Raw genomic sequence first — 17886 nt, 5'->3', positions numbered from 1 at the left:
TCCCTAAACGGTCGTCACCTTGGTTTTGGCATAACGGTTTTCCGGCACAGGCACGCCGAGATGTCCGCGCAGCGTGTCATGCTCATATTCCTCGCGGAACAGGCCGCGCTCCTGCAAAATCGGCACAACCTGGTCAATGAACTCCGTCAGACCCGTCGGGATAGATGCTCCAACAATAAAGCCGTCTACCGCGCCCTGCTCAAACCATTGCTGGATTTGATCCGCCACTTTAACGGGAGTGCCAATGAACGTCGGCCGCGGCGTCGTTTCTTGAAGCGCCACTTGGCGAAGCGTCAAGCCGCCTTCCTTCGCTTGCCGCTTAATGCGGTCCGTCGTGCTGCGGAAGCTGTTTTGACCAATGCCGCCCAGCTCAGGGAACGGCTCATCTAGCGGATATTGCGAGAAGTCATGGTGCTCGAAATAACGTCCCAAATAATCGAGCGCCTTCTCAATATTGACAAGCTGCGCCAGCTCCTGATATTTGCGTTCCGCCTCTTCATCCGTATCGCCAATGATTGGCGCAATGCCTGGCAAAATCGCAATCTCGTCCGACGAGCGTCCATGCGCAGCCGCACGGCCCTTTACATCATCATAAAACTGCTTGCCCTGCCCGATGGATTCAAAATGGGCAAATACCGCATCCGCTACTTTGGAAGCGAAGTTTTTGCCATCCTCCGACGAGCCTGCTTGAAAAATAACCGGATGGCCCTGCTTCGATCTCGAAATGTTCAGCGGTCCCTGTACCGAGAAAAACTCGCCTTTATGGTTCAAGGTGTGCAGCTTCTCCGGGTCAAAAAACTGGCCGCTTTCTTTATCGCGAACAAACGCGTCATCCTCCCACGAATCCCACAGCCCCCGGGTCACGTCCAAATATTCATTCGCAATCCGGTAACGGGTCGGATGGTCGGGATGCTCGGTCTTGCCGAAGTTTTTTGCCGAGCCTTCAAGCGGCGAAGTCACAATGTTCCAGCCTGCACGGCCGCCGCTAATATGATCAAGCGAGCCAAATTGTCTCGCTACGGTGAAAGGCTCGCTATAGGAAGTAGAGAGCGTGCCGACTAGACCAATTTTCGATGTGACGGCGCCAAGCGCAGATAAAACGGTCAATGGTTCAAAACGGTTTAGAAAATGGGGAATTGATTTTTCATTAATATATAAGCCATCGGCAATAAACACAAAATCAAACTTGCCAGCTTCCGCCTTCTGTGCCTGCTGCTTGTAAAATTCAAAATTAACACTGGCATCAGGCTGTGCGTCCGGGTGTCTCCATCCGGCAATGTTGCCGCCTACTCCGTGCAAAATGGCGCCTAGCTTCAATTGTCTCTTTTTAGTTGTTGTCAAGATTGTTCCCTCCTGTTGGTTGCCTGCTTTTAATTTTATTATTCCTAGTGGTTTTGTCGTATTTAATAATGATTGAAACGAGTTTACCATCGATTGCCGAATAAAAGCCAATAGAGCTTTTCTATTTTGGCATTAAAAAAATCGATGATCCCTTATTAAGAGGAAGCGGCGCTTGATTTTGTCCCAAGCATTTATTGCTGTTTGTCCATTGAACGTATTTGCAGCCTCCCTTATGATAAGTTGTATTCGATAATGATTCTCATTTTCTAAAGTTAAAATAAAATGGGGCTACCAAATTGAAATCAACTAGAAATGTTATCACGACTGCGGCAAGTTTTGCTCTAATGATGGGAATGCTCTTGTCCGCATGTGGAGCAAATAACTCTATTGCCGAAAGCCCTGCGGCAAGCTCCGCGGCATCCGCTCAGCCAAGTGCAGAAGCAGCCACTGATGCTGCGCCGCAAACACGCACGTACACGGACTCGAAGGGCCATACGGTTGAAATTCCGGCAGAAGCGAAGCGCATTATTTATACAGGGAGCGATGTTGGCGACATGCTGGCACTCGGCGTAACGCCTATTGGCGCAGCACTGGGCATTATTAAAGAGAGCGCCTCCGCATGCTTGGCGATATTGTAGGCAAGCAGCAGGAGGCTGAGGAGTGGATTGCTTCCTATGAGGCAAAAGTTAAAGAGGTTGTGGCCAAGCTTAACGTCCAAACGGGAGAAAGCGCATCTGTCTTCCTTTTGCTTGGCAAAGACTTCTATGTCATGGGCGATAAAAGCTTCGCGGCTACGCTGTACCATACGCTTGGCTATACGCCAGCCCCAGAAATACAGAAGAACCTGATTGACGCAAATGAACGATTCGCCAACATATCGAATGAGCTGCTGCCTGATTTTGCCGGCGACTGGCTGTTCGTCCTGACGGATGAGGACGATGCAGCGCGCGCTGCTTCCGAATCCTATGCACAAAGCGCGATTTGGAAGTCCATTCCCGCAGTGAAAAATGGTCAAGTCATCTACATGCCGACGAAATGGAATTTCTCAGACCCGATTACAATGGAGCGTCTGCTTGATCAACTGCCAGCCATTAGGAAAAAATAATTCCTGCTGCCTCAGCCATAATCACAAGCTGCGGTTTGTCAACCTTGATATGAATTGCAAAAGGCTCAGCATGAGATTAATTCCCTCATGCTGAGCCTTTTTTCCATCCACTTACGCTGTTAGTGTCTAGTTAGTAGTGTCCAGTTTGTATTGTCTAGTTAATATCTAGCAGCCTCTGCTAAGCGCCAAACTGCGCTTTATGCAGGCGGTTATATACACCTTTAATGGCCAGCAGCTCATCATGGCTGCCCTGCTCTTTAATGCCTTCCTCCGTAACGACCACGATGCGGTCAGCGTTCTTGATCGTCGCCAGGCGATGCGCAATAACGAGCGTCGTGCGCCCTTTGGACAGCTCAGCCAGCGCCTGCTGAATCGCTGCTTCCGTAGCCGTATCAAGCGCCGAGGTCGCTTCATCAAGAATAAGGATCGGCGGATTTTTCAGGAACATGCGGGCAATGGAAAGACGCTGCTTCTGTCCGCCAGACAATTTGACGCCGCGTTCGCCGATAAGCGTATCAAGGCCTTGGCCCTGCGAAAGAATAAGCTCCTCCAGCTGCGCTCTGCGAGCCGCCTCCCAAATTTCGTCCTCAGTGGCATTCAGCTTGCCGTAAGCGATATTTTCACGAATCGTGCCATCAAACAAGAACACATCCTGCTGGACGATACCGATTTGGCCGCGCAGCGAATCGAGCTTAATTTTCCGAATATCGAGGCCATCAATCTCAATCGCCCCGCCCGTCACCTCATAGAAGCGCGGCAGCAGGCTGCATATCGTCGTTTTGCCGGCTCCCGATGGTCCAACAAGAGCTACCGTCTCTCCTGTTTTCACAGTCAAATCAATATGATTCAAAATCGATTTGCCTTCCTCATAACCGAAGGAAACATCGCGGAATGTGATTTCTCCTTCCAGGCGGCTAATCGGCTTCGCATCCGGCGCATCCTCAATGTCCGGCTCCGTCTCGAGCAGCTCCAAATAACGCTTGAAGCCGGCAATTCCCTTCGGATACGTCTCAATAACCGAGTTGATTTTTTCAATTGGGCCTAGAAACACATTCGAAAGCAGGACAAATGCCATAAATTCCCCGAACGTCATTTGACCTTGAATAACGAACCATGTACCGCAAGCGAGTACAAACAAGGAAACGAATTTCATCAGTATGTAGCTGATCGATGAGTTCCAAGCCATAACGCGGTAAGCGACCAGCTTCGTTTGCAGAAAACGGCCATTGTTCACTTCAAATTGATTCACTTCATGCTTCTCGTTGGAGAAAGCTTGAACGACGCGAATGCCGCTTACTGTATTTTCAACGCGGGCATTATAGTCGGCAATATCGGAAAACATCCGACGGAACGCCTTGGACATTTTGCGGCTGAAATACAGCGACAGGTAGACCATCAGCGGAATAATAATAAAGGTCAGCACCGCCAGCTTCCAGTTAATGGTCAGCATGAGCCCGAATGCGCCAAACAGCGTCATAACTGCAATAAACATATCCTCCGGCCCGTGGTGGGCAATTTCCCCGATATCCATCAGGTCATTCGTCATACGAGAGACAAGATGCCCCGTCTTATTATTGTCGAAGAAACGGAATGATAGCTTCTGAATGTGGTTAAACAGCCTGCTGCGCATATCCGACTCAATCTGAATGCCCAGCTTATGCCCCCAATACGTCACCACATAATGGAGAAACGCACTTACAATATAAATGCCAATCAAGCCTACACAGGCCCATAAAATCCATTTCCAATTGCCCGAAGGCAGCAAATCATCTACGACCCGGTTCAAGGCAAGCGGAAACACCAGCTCCAGCAAGGCTGCAAAAACCGCGCAGGAGAAGTCCAGTATGAACAACCCTTTATAAGGTCGGTAATATTCAAAAAAACGGCGAAGCATGTCATCATTCCTCTTCTATCATAATGGCAAGACTAATTGAAAAATAATCCAACGCTGATAATGATTATAATTATCAACATTCCCAGTTTATCGCAGCCCCCTTTTTAAAGCAATGGACAAAATGGAGATTACCAAAAAAATAATACATCCCCTTTTACAATATTTAAAAAACAAAAAAAGACCTACATGAAAAGTTAGGTCTAATAATTAATTAATCGCTTACCCTTTAACCGAACCTGCCGCAATCCCTTCAACAATACGATTGCTAAGGAACAGAAACGTAATCAAAATCGGAAGAATGCTAATCATGAGAGTGGCTCCAATGGCCCCCCAATCCGTCGTATACTGACCGATAAAATTTTGCACGCCGACAGTCAACGTTTTATAAGAATCAGAGCTAATAAACGTGTTAACAAAAATAAATTCATTCCAGTTATAAATCATGTTGATGATCGCCGTTGTAGCAAGCACGGAGCTTGTCATCGGGAAAATAATCCGGAAGAACATCCGGTTGACCGAGCAGCCGTCAATGATAGCGGCTTCCTCCACCTCGCGCGGCAGCGCATAGTAGAACCCCAGCAAAATCATGATCGTTATCGGCATGTTAAAAGCAACATAAGATAAAATCAGAGACAGGGGATGGTCCGTCAGCCCCGCTTTATTAAACAGGCTGAACAGCGGAATTAGCGTGGAATGAACCGGAATCATCATGGCCACCATGAATAGGCCCAGGACTAGCGAGCTGCCCTTCCACTTCATTCTTGTGACGGCATAAGTGACTAAACTGCCCAGCATCACAGTAATAACCGTAGCTGAAATGGTGATCCAGACGCTGTTGAAAAAATAAACATCAATGTTCCCGGCGCTCCAAACCTTCTCATAGTTCTCCCATCGAGGCTTCATCGGCAGGGACAAGGGCGGGAGATTGAATACCTCCTGATTGTTTTTAAGAGAGAAAAACAACAGCCAGACAAGAGGAAATAGCTGCAGCGCGGCTACCACAATCAAAACGGCATATAGAACGCTATACCCCAGCTTGATGCCGATCCCCGGTTTTAATTCCGGCAGCTCATTCCGGATTTTTATATTTCTAGTAACCATGAAGTCTTCCTCCTTACGAGTATTGGATCGTATCCTTTGAGGCCGTTAATTTGCGAATGACCCAAGTGACAGCCAAACAAATAACGAGCAGAAAAAAGCCGATTGCGCTGCCATATCCAAAATCGTAGGCTCGAAACGCTTCATGATACATGTACGAGGCCATAACTTCGCTTGCCCCATTGGGACCGCCATCTGTCATAACAAAGATTAAATCAAAATATTTCAATGAACCCACAACAGCCAGTACAATCGTTACTTTAATTACTTCCATCACAAGCGGCAGCTTAATCATCCAAGCAATTTGCAGGGCATTCGCTCCGTCAATTTTGGCTGCTTCCTCAAGTGACGCCGGGATGTTTTTTAGAGCCGCATAATAAATCAAAATATAAAAACCCGCATACTGCCACAAAATCGGAATAAATAAGGCATACAATACGAGCGATGGCTCAGCGAGCCATGCGGGAGGATTGGCAAAACCAAGTGATTCCAGCATGCTGTTCAGCACGCCGTTAGTTGGATGATAGATTCTGAGCCAGAGCTGCGCAATCGCTACCGATGATAGAAGCATAGGGATGAGATAGATTTTGCGAAATAGATTAGCTCCGTTAATTCGCGCGGCTAACACCATTGCTACTATAAGGTAGAGCAGAAGGCTTATTCCCGAGAAAACGGCAAGCAGCAGAGAATGCCACGCGCTGTTCCAGAAAGTTGCATCCTTAAACAACGCGAGGTAATTATCCAACCCTACAAAGGTCATCGCCCCAATGCCATTCCATTTGTTCAAGCCATAATAAGCGGTTAAAACAATCGGAATGTATACAATAGCTAATATTAATAACAGAGACGGCAGCACGTATAAAGCAATTATTTTTTTGTTAGAAAGCACTTTGTCCAAATGGGCCGACTCCTTTCCTTCATAATGAATGGGCGGAAGACATAGTGGAGCCATGCCCGCAGCTATGTCTTCCACCGATCAATCTCAGGGGCGATTATTTCCCTTCGGAAATGGCTTTATCATGCTCTTCCGAGAATTTCTCAGGTGTCACTGCCTTTCCAAACAGAGCTTGAATCATATTCAGATGAGTTTCGGCTGCACTCGCCTGCATTTGAACATCTGCAAACAAGGTAATGCTGCTTGCTTGATTCATTTCGTTAAATAAATCAATGTAAAGCTGCGGCAGCTCCATGCTGGATGTATCCACTTTAGTCGCAGGAATAACGCCCGCACCCGTCACCGCTTGCTCTCCCCACTGGGTTACAAAGTATTCGATGAATGCTTTCGCTTCCTCTTTTACCGCAGAATTTTCGGATACGAATAGACCGACACCCGGACCGCCTACCCAGCTGTTAATGTCACCTTTTCCGCCCTCAACTTTCGGGAATTTAAAGAAACCAACACTATCACGGAATTCTTTCGGGATATCTTCATTTGTCGTAAAGTTTGGCAGCTCCCATGTGCCCATCATATACATAGCAGCTTTGCCATTCAGAAACTCCGACTTTGCTTCCTCATTGGACAAACCGTTGAAACCCTTCACGAATGCATGGCTGTCTACCAGTGTCTGTACTTCAGTCGCGGCTTGCAGCAACCCTTCGTCTGTAAAGGCTCCTTCGCCGTTTATCGCACCGGATAATGTCTGCTGTCCGGCGATTCGATCAGCTAGGTACATATACCAAAGCGAACCCGTCCAACGGTCCTTGTTGCCAAGCGCAATCGGCGCGATTCCATTTTCAGAAAGTGTTTTTGCAACAGCCTTTAAATCCTCGTAGGTTTGCGGGATTTCAAGCTTGTATTTCTCGAATATGGATTTATTATAGTAAACCGGAGCAATGTTGAATTCAAGTGGGAGCGCATACGTTTTACCATCAATCGCATATGCCTCTGTCGTACCGGATACGAACTTGCCGTTCAGCTCGCCGCTAAGCAAGTCGTCTACAGGTGTAAACAGCTTTCCTTCCACGTACGGCTGCAAGAACCCGGCCGCCCACGTTACACCGACATCCGGCAGTTTATTGGATGCCGAAAGCACCTTCAGCTTGTTTTTATATTGCTCGTTATCCAGCACTTCTTGCTTGATCGTCACATTCTTATGCTCATCCTGATAGGCTTTTATTATTTGATTTACGATTTTGTTTTGGCCTGCTGACACACCCTCTGGCCATAAATGCATAAAGTTAATCGTAACCTGCTCGCCGCTCTCGCCTGCGGTCTCCTTACTGCCGCCGCTGCTTTCATTACTGTTTGTGCCGCAGCCAGCTGCTACCAGAACCAGACAAAACGCCAATAAGAGCATCAATCCTTTTTTCTTGAACACGTTTACATCCCCTTTAATTCTAATGTAAGCGTATTAAATCCGCTTTATTAGATTGTAGCAACACTGTTCGCAAGCCGTAAGGACATAAGCATTGGGAGTAATACCATAATTATTGGATACTTTTTTCTGAATTAGAGACGCTTTGACGGTACTGCCCTGGACTAGTGCCCTCTATGGAACGAAACACTTTGACAAAATATTTTGCTGTTTGGTAGCCCACCTGCTCTGAAATTTCTGCTATAGAGTCTCTCGTATTGACCAGCAGCTCCTTAGCCCGCTGCACTCGTCTGCGGCTTAAATAATCGCTGAAGGTTAGACCTGTCTGCTCTTTAAATAGAACGCTGAAGTAGCTGGCATTCAAATGCAAATGATCTGCAACTGCACGCATGGTTACCTGCTTGCTCAGATGATCATCAATATGGCGCATCGCTTCACGCACTTGAATGCTGTACTGCTTCTCCTCTTGCACCGTCCCCAGTAATTTGGGGTCAAAAAGTTTCTCCATTCTTACCATCCTGCTTATCTCTTCTTCCCTCTTCAAAGCCAGCTCGACTGCTTGCACTAATTTTTCTTTAACTAATGGCTTTAGCAAATAAGAGACGACCCCAAGCTGGAGCGCTTTCTGAGCGTAATCGAATTCAGGATGCCCGGAAATAATGATAACTACAGGGGGAGGTGTCAGATTGCCTAATCGTTCGACCAGCTCCAGGCCACCCACCTCTGGCATTCTAATATCGGTTACGAGCAGATGAGCTTCATTTTGCTGCAGCCAAGCTAAAGCTTCCACTCCGCTGGATGCCATTTCGATCCGATGCCGGCCGCAGGACCACGCTTCCAGCGTTTTACGAATCCCCTGCCTTGTTCTAGGTTCATCATCCACGACTAAGATAGTCTTCATCTTTTTCATTCCCCTCCAATCTATAAGGTATATCAAACGTAACGGACGTTCCGCGGCCAAGCTCGCTCTCAATGCACAGCCCGCTTCCAGCCGCATGATAATAAAGCCTCAATCTTCGCTCCACATTTGACACGCCAACACCTGTACCTTTATTGCTGCTCACATAACCTTCTTTCATGAATGCCTGGAGAGACTCCAATGCGGCGGCATCCATGCCCGGTCCATCGTCCGTTACCGTTACTCGCATAAACCCTTCCCGACTTGAAGGCTCGGCACGGAGGACGACCGTCCCCGGCCCGACTCGCTGCTCGACTCCATGCAAGATAGCGTTCTCTACGAGCGGCTGGATTAATAGTTTGGGCACGGGTACAGTCCTGCACGCCTCTGCCGCCTCTATTCGCCACGACAGTCTGTCCACCATTCGCATCTCCATAATTCTTAAATAACGCTCCGCATGTTCCAATTCATCACCTATCGTAACCCACTCATCATCCTCGGTTCGGTTGATTACATAACGAAACAAGCCTGACATGGCGAGTACGACTTTCGCAAGGTCCTCTTCCCCTTTATCATCAAGCTCCCAATAGAATGCTTCCAATGTGTTAAACAGAAAATGAGGATTAATTTGGGCTTGCAGCGCTTTCAGTTCTGCTCGACTTTGTATTATTTCCTTTTGGTAGACGACCTCAATGAGTTCGTTCAAGGAATCTACCATTTGGTTATATGTATGATTGAGCTCATTGATCTCCATGGTTGAGGAGGTGTTCGGGTTCGCCTTCAACGTGCCAAATCTAGCACCCCGCATCGCTTTAATCAAGTTTAATATCGGTCTGGTAATCATCGTTGACAAAATAAAGCTCAATACCAGAAACAACAATCCCCCGACCGCACCAGATACAAGAATAGCAGTCCGTAGAACTGAAATGCCTGCCGTTGCATAATTTACAGGTGTCAATATCGCCAGCTTCCACCCCGTTTCCTTCGATTGCTGCTCAATCGCAATATACGATTCATCGCCCACCGTAATCGCTTCTTCGCCATGATCAAGAATATTTTCCTCACTGGCATCCACAGCTAAATCCGAAAAAATTTCTTGGCCCGCTCCATCAAATAAAGCCATATGCTCCCGTGTTTCATTCTCATTTTCAGCTACGGCATTTGTAAGCTCAAAATAGCTTTTTTCAATATAAACGACCAAATAGCCAGCATGGATGAAGGAACGGTCCACTAAGCGAATATGGCGAATAGCAATGACAACGTTTGCATCCTGTGGGTCAAAGCCAAGCCATACCAAGCGACCTTTGCCGTTATCCGCTTGGTCAATCCACTCCTTCGGTACCCGGCTTTCCAGACTAATGTCATCTAGCGGAAACAGCCTTCTATAATCGCTGCTGTACATTTCAAACGCTCGGATCCCCGTGACATACGCTTCATATTTCCGCGCTTCCTGCTGCAGCGACTGACGCTCTTCAAAGTGAATTTTATTACCAAATATTTCCTGTGTCAATAATCGCTGGATAGACGCATTCGTAGCCACCTGCGCGGTAAGCGTATCGATTTGTCCCAGAAGCACATCAAGCTTCCCCATAGCTTGAACGGCGGTCTGTTGAATATGCTTCTCCGCACTGTTTCGCAAGAGCACGGAAACCTGGCCATACGTAAAGTAGCCGACCGATGCCAGCACGATAACCATAACCAGCATAAATCCAATTAATATTTGGTTGCGCAGCGTATTTAACTGTCCTAGCTTCTTCAAGAGACACATTCCTTTCTATCGTAACTTTATCGAAACTACTTGAATAAGCCGCCACTTGACAGGGGCTTGCTGCAATTTTAGCTGATTCTCAAAATTGCTCTGGAGTTAGCTTCACGTTACGGCCTCTTTTCCATCCTATTGTTCGTTCGTATATTCTACTTTGTTTTCCATAAATTTTATATAGGGAGGGTTACCATACAGTAATTACAAAATTTAAGCTTACTGGTTGCTTTCCGAATATTGGATAGCTTCTAAAACCGGTTTCCCCTAACGTTTTCGACTAGAGAAAACATTATTTTGCAAATCGCTTTAGAATAGTACCGTTTTCGTTGTATAAAAAAAACCTCCTAAAATTCAGGAGGCTTTACAATTGCAATTATCTGAGCAGCTTGCGTATCAGCTTCTTGCCCCACTTGGACGTCGGGTAGCGGAAAGGCATATCGAAGCGCGTTGTTTGCTTTAGCAAGCTTTTCTGATGAGAGAACGTATAAAAGGTTTTCTCCCCGTGATAGCTGCCCATGCCGCTGTCCCCCACTCCGCCAATCGGCAAATGCGGCGATGCCATATGCATTAAAGTGTCATTGATGCAGCCGCCTCCAAACGACAGCTCCCTCGTAATCCGGCGCTGCACCTCCGTACTCTCTGTAAACAAATACAGCGCTAACGGATGCGAACGCGCGGCAACGGCCGACATAACCTCCTCAATCGAATGAAACGCCATAAGCGGAAGCAAGGGGCCAAAAATTTCTTCCTGCATAACTGGCGCCTGCCAATCCACATCTTCCAGTACCGTTGGCGCAATGACCCGGCGCGCAGCGTCCTTGTCTCCGCCAATTATAATGCGCCCGTCATTCATAAAGCTGGCAAGCCTCGCGAAGTGCCGATCGCTAATAATATGCGTGTAGCTGTCATTATGGAGAGGCTCGCTGCCATACAGCTCTTCAATCGCAGTCTTCAGCAGCTTGACGAAGCGTTCCTTTACTTCTTGATGAACGTATAAGTAATCCGGTGCAACACAGGTTTGTCCAGCGTTTGTAAACTTGCCAAATGCAATCCGCTTCGCTGCAAGCGCCAAATTCGCATCTTTATGCACGATGCAGGGGCTCTTGCCGCCCAGCTCCAGCGTAACCGGCGTCAAATGCTTGGCAGCTGCCGTCATTACGATTTTGCCAACGCCAACGCTCCCGGTAAAAAAGATATAATCGAGCTTCTCTGCCAGCAGCTCCGTGCTAACCTCGGCATCGCCAAGTACCGTCGCAGCCCACTCCGGCTCAAAGGCTTCTGCCAGGATCGCTGCCAGGGAGCCCGCTACATTCGGCGCCAGCTCTGAAGGCTTCAAAATGACGGTATTGCCTGCTGCAATCGCTCCAATAAGCGGAACAAGCGCCAGCTGGACCGGATAGTTCCATGGTGCAATAACGGCTGCAACGCCATAAGGCTCCGAAATGACTTTGCTCGTACTGCCAATATGCGTCATAGCCGTCTTAATGCGCTTTGGCTTCGCCCAGCCTCGTAAATGCTTAATCGTATGCCTAAACTCCGTATAGATGAGGCCAAGCTCCATTGCATACGCGTCAAACTCCGATTTATTCAAATCCGTCTTTAAAGCCGCAAGCAGCTTCTGCTCATGCTTTTGCATTACCTCGCGCAGCTTTTCAAGCTTCTGAATGCGCGCCTCAACCGAGCGTGTCTTGCCGCTCTCGAACCATTGCCGCTGCCTAGCAACGACTTCAGCCACCGTTATTGCCATCTTTGTCCAACATCCTTTCCTTGCAATGAACCCCCGCTAAATAGGAATTTCTGTTAAGATAAAGATAACTTGCTTTATAGTAGACTGCAAGTTATGCAATTTTAAATGATGAATTAGAAGGAGAACTTTCATATGCCTCACTTATTATTTCGCGGTGTGCCTGCACCTAGCTTGCGCAGTATCGCTCCTGAGCTTGTTCAAGAGCTCGCTGTCCTCTGTGATTGCGGAGTAGACAATTTCACAATAGAATGCCTCGCAACCACGTCCATTTATGGAGGACTTGCCGATGATCGTTCGTTTCCTTTTATTGAAATTGGCTGGTTTGAACGCGGACAGGAGGTTCGGGACCGCTTTGCCGCTATTGTTCACCGATACATGGAAAGGCTTGAGTTGGGGGAAGCAGAAATCGCCTTTCGCACCTACAGCGAGAATGCTTATTACATAGAGGGCAAGCCTTTCAGCTCCTGATAAATCAGTCCAGCTGCAGGAGTGGACAGGTTGTAAATGATGGTTTCATTTGGTAAGATAGACGGGTAACTATCTACAAAGCACAAATAACCCCTTACGCCAATAAGAGGTCAATAAGCTTTATATTTGTGCACCGACTACTAACCATGGGAGGTGATAGTAATGGCTAAAGACGTATTGTGCGAAGTCGACTCTTGCCGTCATTGGGTAGATGACAACAAATGCAGCGCTTCATCAATCTATATCGTCAGCAATAGCAGAGATGCTGCACACGAAGCTAGCGAAACAGATTGCCGAACTTTCGAAACGAAATAACTGATCTGATGGAAGGGATGTTGCGGTCCCTTCTTTCTTTATGTATTTTACCAATAATGATTATTATTATCAAGTGTTTTATTGAAATTTTTTTTACCCTTAGAGGAAAGGGGGTTACCGCCTTGATAAAATGCCCATTATGCGGCGGGCCCAACGGCTGCGCCATAGAAGCAGGGCAAGTGCCCCACTCCTGCTGGTGCTTCCGGGAGCGCGTTCCACAAAGTCTGCTTGAACAAATTCCGCCTGCACAGCGCAATCAGTCATGCGTCTGCCAGAAGTGTGTCCTACAAGCTAAAGCGGACCTTCAATTGGATTAAACGCTGCCGCAACCAAACTGCCGTTAATGCTTCAGGTCACCCCATATGCCATCATTTTCCTCTTGGATCGCTAAATACTTTTCCTCCAGCACCTGAGCCGGCAGCGGACGGCAATAATAGTAGCCTTGAATTTCCTTGCAGTCATGACTGGTTAGAAAATCGAGCTGCTCCTTCGTTTCAATCCCTTCCGCGATCACTTCCAGCTTTAAATGCTTGGCCATGGAAATAATCGTGGCGACAATCGCTTGATCGCTCTCATCCGTTGTAATATCTATGATGAAGGAACGGTCAATTTTCAGCTTATATATTGGATAATGCTTTAAGTAGCTAAGCGAGCTGTAGCCCGTCCCGAAATCATCGAGGCTGATTTTAACACCGCAGCTATTTAATTCATTTAATATTCCAATGGAATGCGAGGCGTCCATCATCATGCTCTCGGTAATTTCCAGCACTAGAAAGCTCGGATCAAGCCCCGTTTCTTCTAAAATAACATGAATTTGCTGAACCAGATTTGGCTGAAGAAACTGTCTTGCCGATAAATTGACGGATACCGATGCGAAAAAAACGCCCTCATCATGCCACTTCTTCATCTGCCTGCAAGCCTCGCGCATCGTCCACTCGCCAATGCTGTAAATTAAGTCGCTTTCCTCAGCTACCGGAATAAATACACCAGGCGAGATTATGCCTTTTATTGGATGCTCCCACCTAATCAGCGCTTCGACGCCAATCATCTTATTGTCAATGGAGCAAATTTGCGGCTGGTAGTACAATCGAAACTCCTCGCGCTCCATTGCCTTGCGCAGCTCGCTCTCCAGTTCCAGCCTGAGCTGCAGCTGCTCATTAAATTCATAGGAATAAAACTGATACCCGTTTTTACCGTTGCGCTTCACTTCATACATCGCGGTATCGGCATTTTTGAGCAGTTGTACCGTATCCTGTCCATTGTCTGGATAGACGGCAATTCCAATGCTGACCGTCGTATAAAAATCGCTGTCCTTCAGTCGGTAGGGCTGCTGAATAGCAGCGGTAATCCTTCCTGCGAGCAGACCAAGCTGCTGCTCATCCTGAAAGCGACTAATTAATAACGTAAATTCATCTCCTCCCATTCGGGCTACTAAAGTTTCACTGTCTCTTACACAAGATTGAATACGACTGCCCATCTCCTTCAGGAACACATCCCCGTAGGCATGTCCAAGTGAATCGTTAATATTTTTGAAACGGTCAAGGTCAAGTACCATAACGGCAAAACGGGAAACCTGCTTGCTCCCGTCGCTAAGACTTTCACTGCTTCGCTCAATCATTTTCGACAGCTGCTGGTTGAAATGGGTGCGATTTGGCAAACCGCTTAAAGAATCATGAAAAGCCTGGTGAATCATATCACGCTCCGCTTTTTTACGGGCGCTATTATCACGGATGATCGTCAGTACGGCTGGACGGCCGTTATGGTCAATCATTTTGCTCATCGTTTCAACCTCAAAAACCTCATCGCGAAAGCTAACAAGCTGAATTTCTTTAATATTGGTACGCTGCTTCGTCTTATACATCATTTTTATGCGCTCCGCTACATTGTCCCAATCGCTCGGATGGATAAACCGAAAAATATCCTGGCCAAGCAGCTGTTCACTGCTCCCGCCAATCGTCTGCTCAGCCACATGGTTGATGAAAACAATTTTTGAGTCCTGATGAATGACAATCGGATCTAAGTATATATCCAGCAGCTCGTTGTAACGCGCCCTAATAGCCTCGCTTTCCATCTGCTGCCTAATGGATTCCGAACGATCCCGAATGAGAAGATGGCTGCCTAAGCTGCTGTTGCTGGCATCATAAGGGAGCTTGTACAGCTCCCAACTGATAACTCCCCCTTCCGAATCGTCAAAATATAAAAAATGACGCTCGGAACAGGTGCCATCTGGCCGGTTCAAATATTGCTCAAGCCTTGCGCCCTCCTCCTTCGTTATTCGTCTCAGCTCTGACAATCTGGCTCCCGGAAGCAAATCGCGGATAGTCCCCCGCTGATATTGTTTAGCAGCCTCATTCATATGAAGAATGACGCCATTTTCTCCGATTGTAATAATCGGCTCAGGAAACTGCTTGTACATATTCGGCAAAGATTTCTTCCAATAGTCCACCTTATCACCTCCGCTGTCTGTTGAATCAGGAATGAAATGCTGTTTTCTCTTGGCGACCAGGTATGAAAAATTCCTCTTCTACATCAATAGCGGACAAAGGACGGCTGAAATAATAGCCTTGTATTTTCTCGCAGTCCTTGTCAGTTAAAATGTCCAGCTGGGCTTTCGTTTCAATGCCTTCGGCAATAACCTCCATATTTAAATGCTGGGCCATGGAAATAATGGTGGATACAATCGCCTTATCGTTGTCATTTTCCGTAATATCGCGAATAAAGGAACGATCGATTTTCACCTTGTGAATCGGGAACATCTTCAAATAGCTAAGCGAGCTGTAGCCCGTTCCAAAATCATCGAGACTAATTCGCACGCCAAAATCATTGAGCTGGTTCAAAATGGCTGTCGATACCGAGGCGTCCATCATCATGCTTTCGGTAATTTCCAGCTCCAGAAAATGCGGCTCAAGCCCCGTCTCCCGCAAAATATCCTTCACGTATTCGGCCAAATAAGGCTGATGGAATTGCTGCGAGGATAAATTGACCGACACAGGGATGAGCGGCCCGCCCGCTAAATGCCATTTGCGCATTTGGCGGCAGGCTTCCCGGAGCACCCAAGTCCCCAGCTCGTAAATAATGCCCGTCTCCTCCGCAATCGGAATAAATATGCCTGGAGAGAGCACGCCTTTCGTTGGATGGTTCCAGCGGACGAGTGCCTCGACTCCAATCATGCGCTCATCCTCGGCTCTTATCTGGGGCTGGTAATACAGCTCAAGCTCACCCAGCTCCACCGCTTTTCGCAAGTCGCCTTCCAGCTCGATTTTATTGCGCAGCTTGTCGTTGAGTTCGGCTGAATAATACTGAAAACCATTTTTCCCTTTTTTCTTCACTTCGTACATCGCCGTATCTGCATTTTTTAGCAATTGGCTCGTATCCGTCCCATGCTGCGGATATAAGGCGATGCCGATGCTGGCCGAGACATAAAAGTCGCTTTCCTTGAGACGATAGGGAAGCTGGATCGCATGAATAATTTTCCCGGCAATTTCCGTCACAATGCCTGAATCAGAATGAGGCACCAGCAGGGTGAATTCATCACCGCCCATTCGGGCAAGCAGCACATTATAACCTTCCACGCTTCTGCTGATTCGGTCGCCCATTTCTTGAAGAAACAGGTCGCCATAAGAATGGCCGAGCGAGTCATTAATCATTTTGAATCGATCGATATCGAGCACCATTACAGCGAAAATAGAATCGTCTTCCCTTGCTCCCTCGCTTGCCCGCTTCGGTCTCTCAATTTCTTCATCGAGCACTTGATTGAACATTCTGCGATTCGGCAAGCCTGTCAGCTCATCGTGAAACGCCAAATACCTTACCTTTTCCTCCGCCTGCTTCTCCTCTGAAATATCTTTGGCGATGACATAAATACCTACAACTGCACCGCCTACAACAACCGGAGCACTTACAACGCTAATATCTACGCGCTCCTTCCCATTTCGCAAAATGGCAGAGGTATAACGCTGGGCCTCGCCCTGAAAAGCTTTCGTAAACATCGCTACTGTATGGTCAAGCTGGTCTGGCGTAATATAGGGCAAAAACAAATTTATAGGCTGATTGAGCAGCTGCTCGCTTTTCAGACCTGAGATTTCCAGTGCCATGGGGTTAAAGCCAATAATTTGGCCTTGAATATTAACTGAAAGAATGCCATCTAGATTGTTGTCAAACAATGACTTGTACCACTTCTCATGCTCATCGAGCTGCGTTTCCTTGCTCTCCAGCCGTTTGGAGATAAACAGAACCACTAGCGACATCATGCATGTAATCAGCGTTCCAGCAATAATGACATAAGCAAGCAGCTTGGTAGCCAGCACCATCTCAAAAAAGATCGCCGTTTTGATTTCCGAGCTGAACGTTGCCGCCATCATCCCTGTGTAATGCATGCCCGCAATGGCCGCTCCCATGATCATCCCAGCGAGAAGCTTTTTCCAAAGCATGGCCTGCTTGCTCGTTTTGCGGAAATAAAATACGAGCCATAAAGCGGTAACAGATGCGGCAAACGCAATAAAAATAGAAAGCAGAAACAACAGCGGATCATAATGAATCTCAATCAGCATAGCCTCCATGCCTACAAAATGCATAACCGACACGCCGGTGGCCAGCAGCAAACCTCCTGCCAGCAGCCTGCCGATTTTCAATTCATCCCTTCCAATGACATACAGCGCAGTGAATGCGGCCACAATGACAGCGAGAAGGGAAAGCAGTACAACGATCAGGTCATAGGCTACGACGATTGGCAGGGAGAAGGCCATCATGCCGACGAAATGCATCGACCAAATGCCCATTCCCAAAATAACGGCGCCAATCGTAATGCCCAGCCAGCGCTTGCGGCCACCGGAAATGCCGACCTTCTCGGCCAGATCCAAAGCTGCAAACGACGCTAGTGCTGCAATAATGTAGGAGAAAATAATCAGTGAGCTATCATAGGTGCCATGGAGATGCCCCATTTC

The 17886-nt window shown here is 47.4% G+C and carries 15 protein-coding genes; 5 read left to right on the top strand and 10 right to left on the bottom strand.

Annotated features, from left to right (window positions below; genetic code table 11):
• Window positions 1-3: 3 nt before the first annotated feature.
• The gene (locus BBD42_RS17370; protein WP_237163133.1) at window positions 4-1341 is read right to left on the bottom strand and encodes an LLM class flavin-dependent oxidoreductase; all 1338 of its coding nucleotides are present in this window, start codon (window positions 1339-1341) and stop codon (window positions 4-6) included.
• Window positions 1342-1637: 296 nt separating this feature from the next.
• Between BBD42_RS17370 and BBD42_RS17365 the strand changes: the two genes are divergently transcribed.
• Both BBD42_RS17365 and BBD42_RS17360 read left to right on the top strand, forming a co-directional pair.
• Window positions 1638-1979 (top strand): ABC transporter substrate-binding protein, encoded by a 342-nt coding sequence (locus BBD42_RS17365; protein ID WP_150131565.1) that lies wholly within the window; start codon window positions 1638-1640, stop codon window positions 1977-1979.
• The gene (locus tag BBD42_RS17360; protein WP_099519180.1) at window positions 1961-2446 is read left to right on the top strand and encodes an ABC transporter substrate-binding protein; all 486 of its coding nucleotides are present in this window, start codon (window positions 1961-1963) and stop codon (window positions 2444-2446) included. Before BBD42_RS17365 ends, BBD42_RS17360 begins: the two co-directional genes overlap by 19 nt.
• A 178-nt stretch (window positions 2447-2624) precedes the next feature.
• Here BBD42_RS17360 and BBD42_RS17355 read toward each other — a convergent pair whose 3' ends face one another.
• From BBD42_RS17355 to BBD42_RS17325, 7 genes are all read right to left on the bottom strand, one after another.
• Window positions 2625-4340 (bottom strand): ABC transporter ATP-binding protein, encoded by a 1716-nt coding sequence (locus tag BBD42_RS17355; RefSeq protein ID WP_099519179.1) that lies wholly within the window; start codon window positions 4338-4340, stop codon window positions 2625-2627.
• A 219-nt stretch (window positions 4341-4559) separates the two neighbouring features.
• Window positions 4560-5441: a carbohydrate ABC transporter permease gene (locus BBD42_RS17350; protein ID WP_099519178.1), complete on the bottom strand. Its 882-nt coding sequence runs from the start codon at window positions 5439-5441 to the stop codon at window positions 4560-4562.
• Window positions 5442-5454: 13 nt separating this feature from the next.
• Entirely contained in the window at window positions 5455-6336 is an 882-nt protein-coding gene (locus BBD42_RS17345) for a carbohydrate ABC transporter permease (RefSeq protein ID WP_099519177.1), read from the bottom strand.
• Between the two features lie 94 nt (window positions 6337-6430).
• Window positions 6431-7756 (bottom strand): ABC transporter substrate-binding protein, encoded by a 1326-nt coding sequence (locus BBD42_RS17340; RefSeq protein ID WP_099519176.1) that lies wholly within the window; start codon window positions 7754-7756, stop codon window positions 6431-6433.
• A gap of 109 nt (window positions 7757-7865) precedes the next feature.
• Complete coding sequence (locus tag BBD42_RS17335) at window positions 7866-8654, bottom strand: response regulator transcription factor (protein WP_099519175.1); 789 nt, start codon at window positions 8652-8654, stop codon at window positions 7866-7868.
• Window positions 8629-10419 (bottom strand): sensor histidine kinase, encoded by a 1791-nt coding sequence (locus BBD42_RS17330; protein ID WP_481855880.1) that lies wholly within the window; start codon window positions 10417-10419, stop codon window positions 8629-8631. Before BBD42_RS17330 ends, BBD42_RS17335 begins: the two co-directional genes overlap by 26 nt.
• Before the next feature lie 367 nt (window positions 10420-10786).
• Window positions 10787-12160 (bottom strand): aldehyde dehydrogenase, encoded by a 1374-nt coding sequence (locus tag BBD42_RS17325; protein ID WP_099519173.1) that lies wholly within the window; start codon window positions 12158-12160, stop codon window positions 10787-10789.
• 132 nt (window positions 12161-12292) lie between these two features.
• Here BBD42_RS17325 and BBD42_RS17320 point away from each other — a divergent pair, with 132 nt between their 5' ends.
• The 3 genes from BBD42_RS17320 (at window position 12293) to BBD42_RS17310 (ending at window position 13260) form a co-directional block, all read left to right on the top strand.
• On the top strand, window positions 12293-12628 hold the full coding sequence (locus BBD42_RS17320) for a DUF1904 family protein (protein ID WP_099519172.1): 336 nt from the start codon (window positions 12293-12295) through the stop codon (window positions 12626-12628).
• A gap of 162 nt (window positions 12629-12790) precedes the next feature.
• Window positions 12791-12943 (top strand): DUF1540 domain-containing protein, encoded by a 153-nt coding sequence (locus tag BBD42_RS17315; RefSeq protein ID WP_074905010.1) that lies wholly within the window; start codon window positions 12791-12793, stop codon window positions 12941-12943.
• A gap of 8 nt (window positions 12944-12951) precedes the next feature.
• The gene (locus tag BBD42_RS17310) at window positions 12952-13260 is read left to right on the top strand and encodes a cysteine-rich CWC family protein (RefSeq protein WP_348272568.1); all 309 of its coding nucleotides are present in this window, start codon (window positions 12952-12954) and stop codon (window positions 13258-13260) included.
• 23 nt (window positions 13261-13283) lie between these two features.
• Here BBD42_RS17310 and BBD42_RS17305 read toward each other — a convergent pair whose 3' ends face one another.
• Both BBD42_RS17305 and BBD42_RS17300 read right to left on the bottom strand, forming a co-directional pair.
• Window positions 13284-15389 carry a putative bifunctional diguanylate cyclase/phosphodiesterase gene (locus BBD42_RS17305; protein ID WP_216364838.1) on the bottom strand — a complete coding sequence of 702 codons (2106 nt, stop codon included), beginning with the start codon at window positions 15387-15389 and terminating at the stop codon, window positions 13284-13286.
• 25 nt (window positions 15390-15414) lie between these two features.
• The gene (locus BBD42_RS17300) at window positions 15415-17883 is read right to left on the bottom strand and encodes a bifunctional diguanylate cyclase/phosphodiesterase (RefSeq protein ID WP_099519171.1); all 2469 of its coding nucleotides are present in this window, start codon (window positions 17881-17883) and stop codon (window positions 15415-15417) included.
• Between the last annotated feature and the right edge of the window lie 3 nt (window positions 17884-17886).

Origin of the sequence: Paenibacillus sp. BIHB 4019 (genome assembly GCF_002741035.1) — a bacterium.
Classification (GTDB): Bacteria; Bacillota; Bacilli; order Paenibacillales; family Paenibacillaceae; genus Pristimantibacillus.
Note: the sequence above shows the minus strand (reverse complement) of the source record. Positions and strands in the feature narration are given on the sequence as shown.

Excerpts from the sequence above, each read along its gene's own strand:
- BBD42_RS17360 (WP_099519180.1), top strand. The coding sequence starts at position 1,961 with ATGCTTGGCGATATTGTAGGCAAGCAGCAGGAGGCTGAGGAGTGGATT.
- BBD42_RS17350 (WP_099519178.1), bottom strand. The coding sequence starts at position 5,441 with ATGGTTACTAGAAATATAAAAATCCGGAATGAGCTGCCGGAATTAAAA.
- BBD42_RS17320 (WP_099519172.1), top strand. The coding sequence starts at position 12,293 with ATGCCTCACTTATTATTTCGCGGTGTGCCTGCACCTAGCTTGCGCAGT.
- BBD42_RS17300 (WP_099519171.1), bottom strand. The coding sequence starts at position 17,883 with ATGGGGCATCTCCATGGCACCTATGATAGCTCACTGATTATTTTCTCC.
- BBD42_RS17355 (WP_099519179.1), bottom strand. The coding sequence starts at position 4,340 with ATGCTTCGCCGTTTTTTTGAATATTACCGACCTTATAAAGGGTTGTTC.
- BBD42_RS17315 (WP_074905010.1), top strand. The coding sequence starts at position 12,791 with ATGGCTAAAGACGTATTGTGCGAAGTCGACTCTTGCCGTCATTGGGTA.
- BBD42_RS17330 (WP_481855880.1), bottom strand. The coding sequence starts at position 10,419 with ATGTGTCTCTTGAAGAAGCTAGGACAGTTAAATACGCTGCGCAACCAA.
- BBD42_RS17310 (WP_348272568.1), top strand. The coding sequence starts at position 12,952 with ATGGAAGGGATGTTGCGGTCCCTTCTTTCTTTATGTATTTTACCAATA.
- BBD42_RS17325 (WP_099519173.1), bottom strand. The coding sequence starts at position 12,160 with ATGGCAATAACGGTGGCTGAAGTCGTTGCTAGGCAGCGGCAATGGTTC.
- BBD42_RS17335 (WP_099519175.1), bottom strand. The coding sequence starts at position 8,654 with ATGAAGACTATCTTAGTCGTGGATGATGAACCTAGAACAAGGCAGGGG.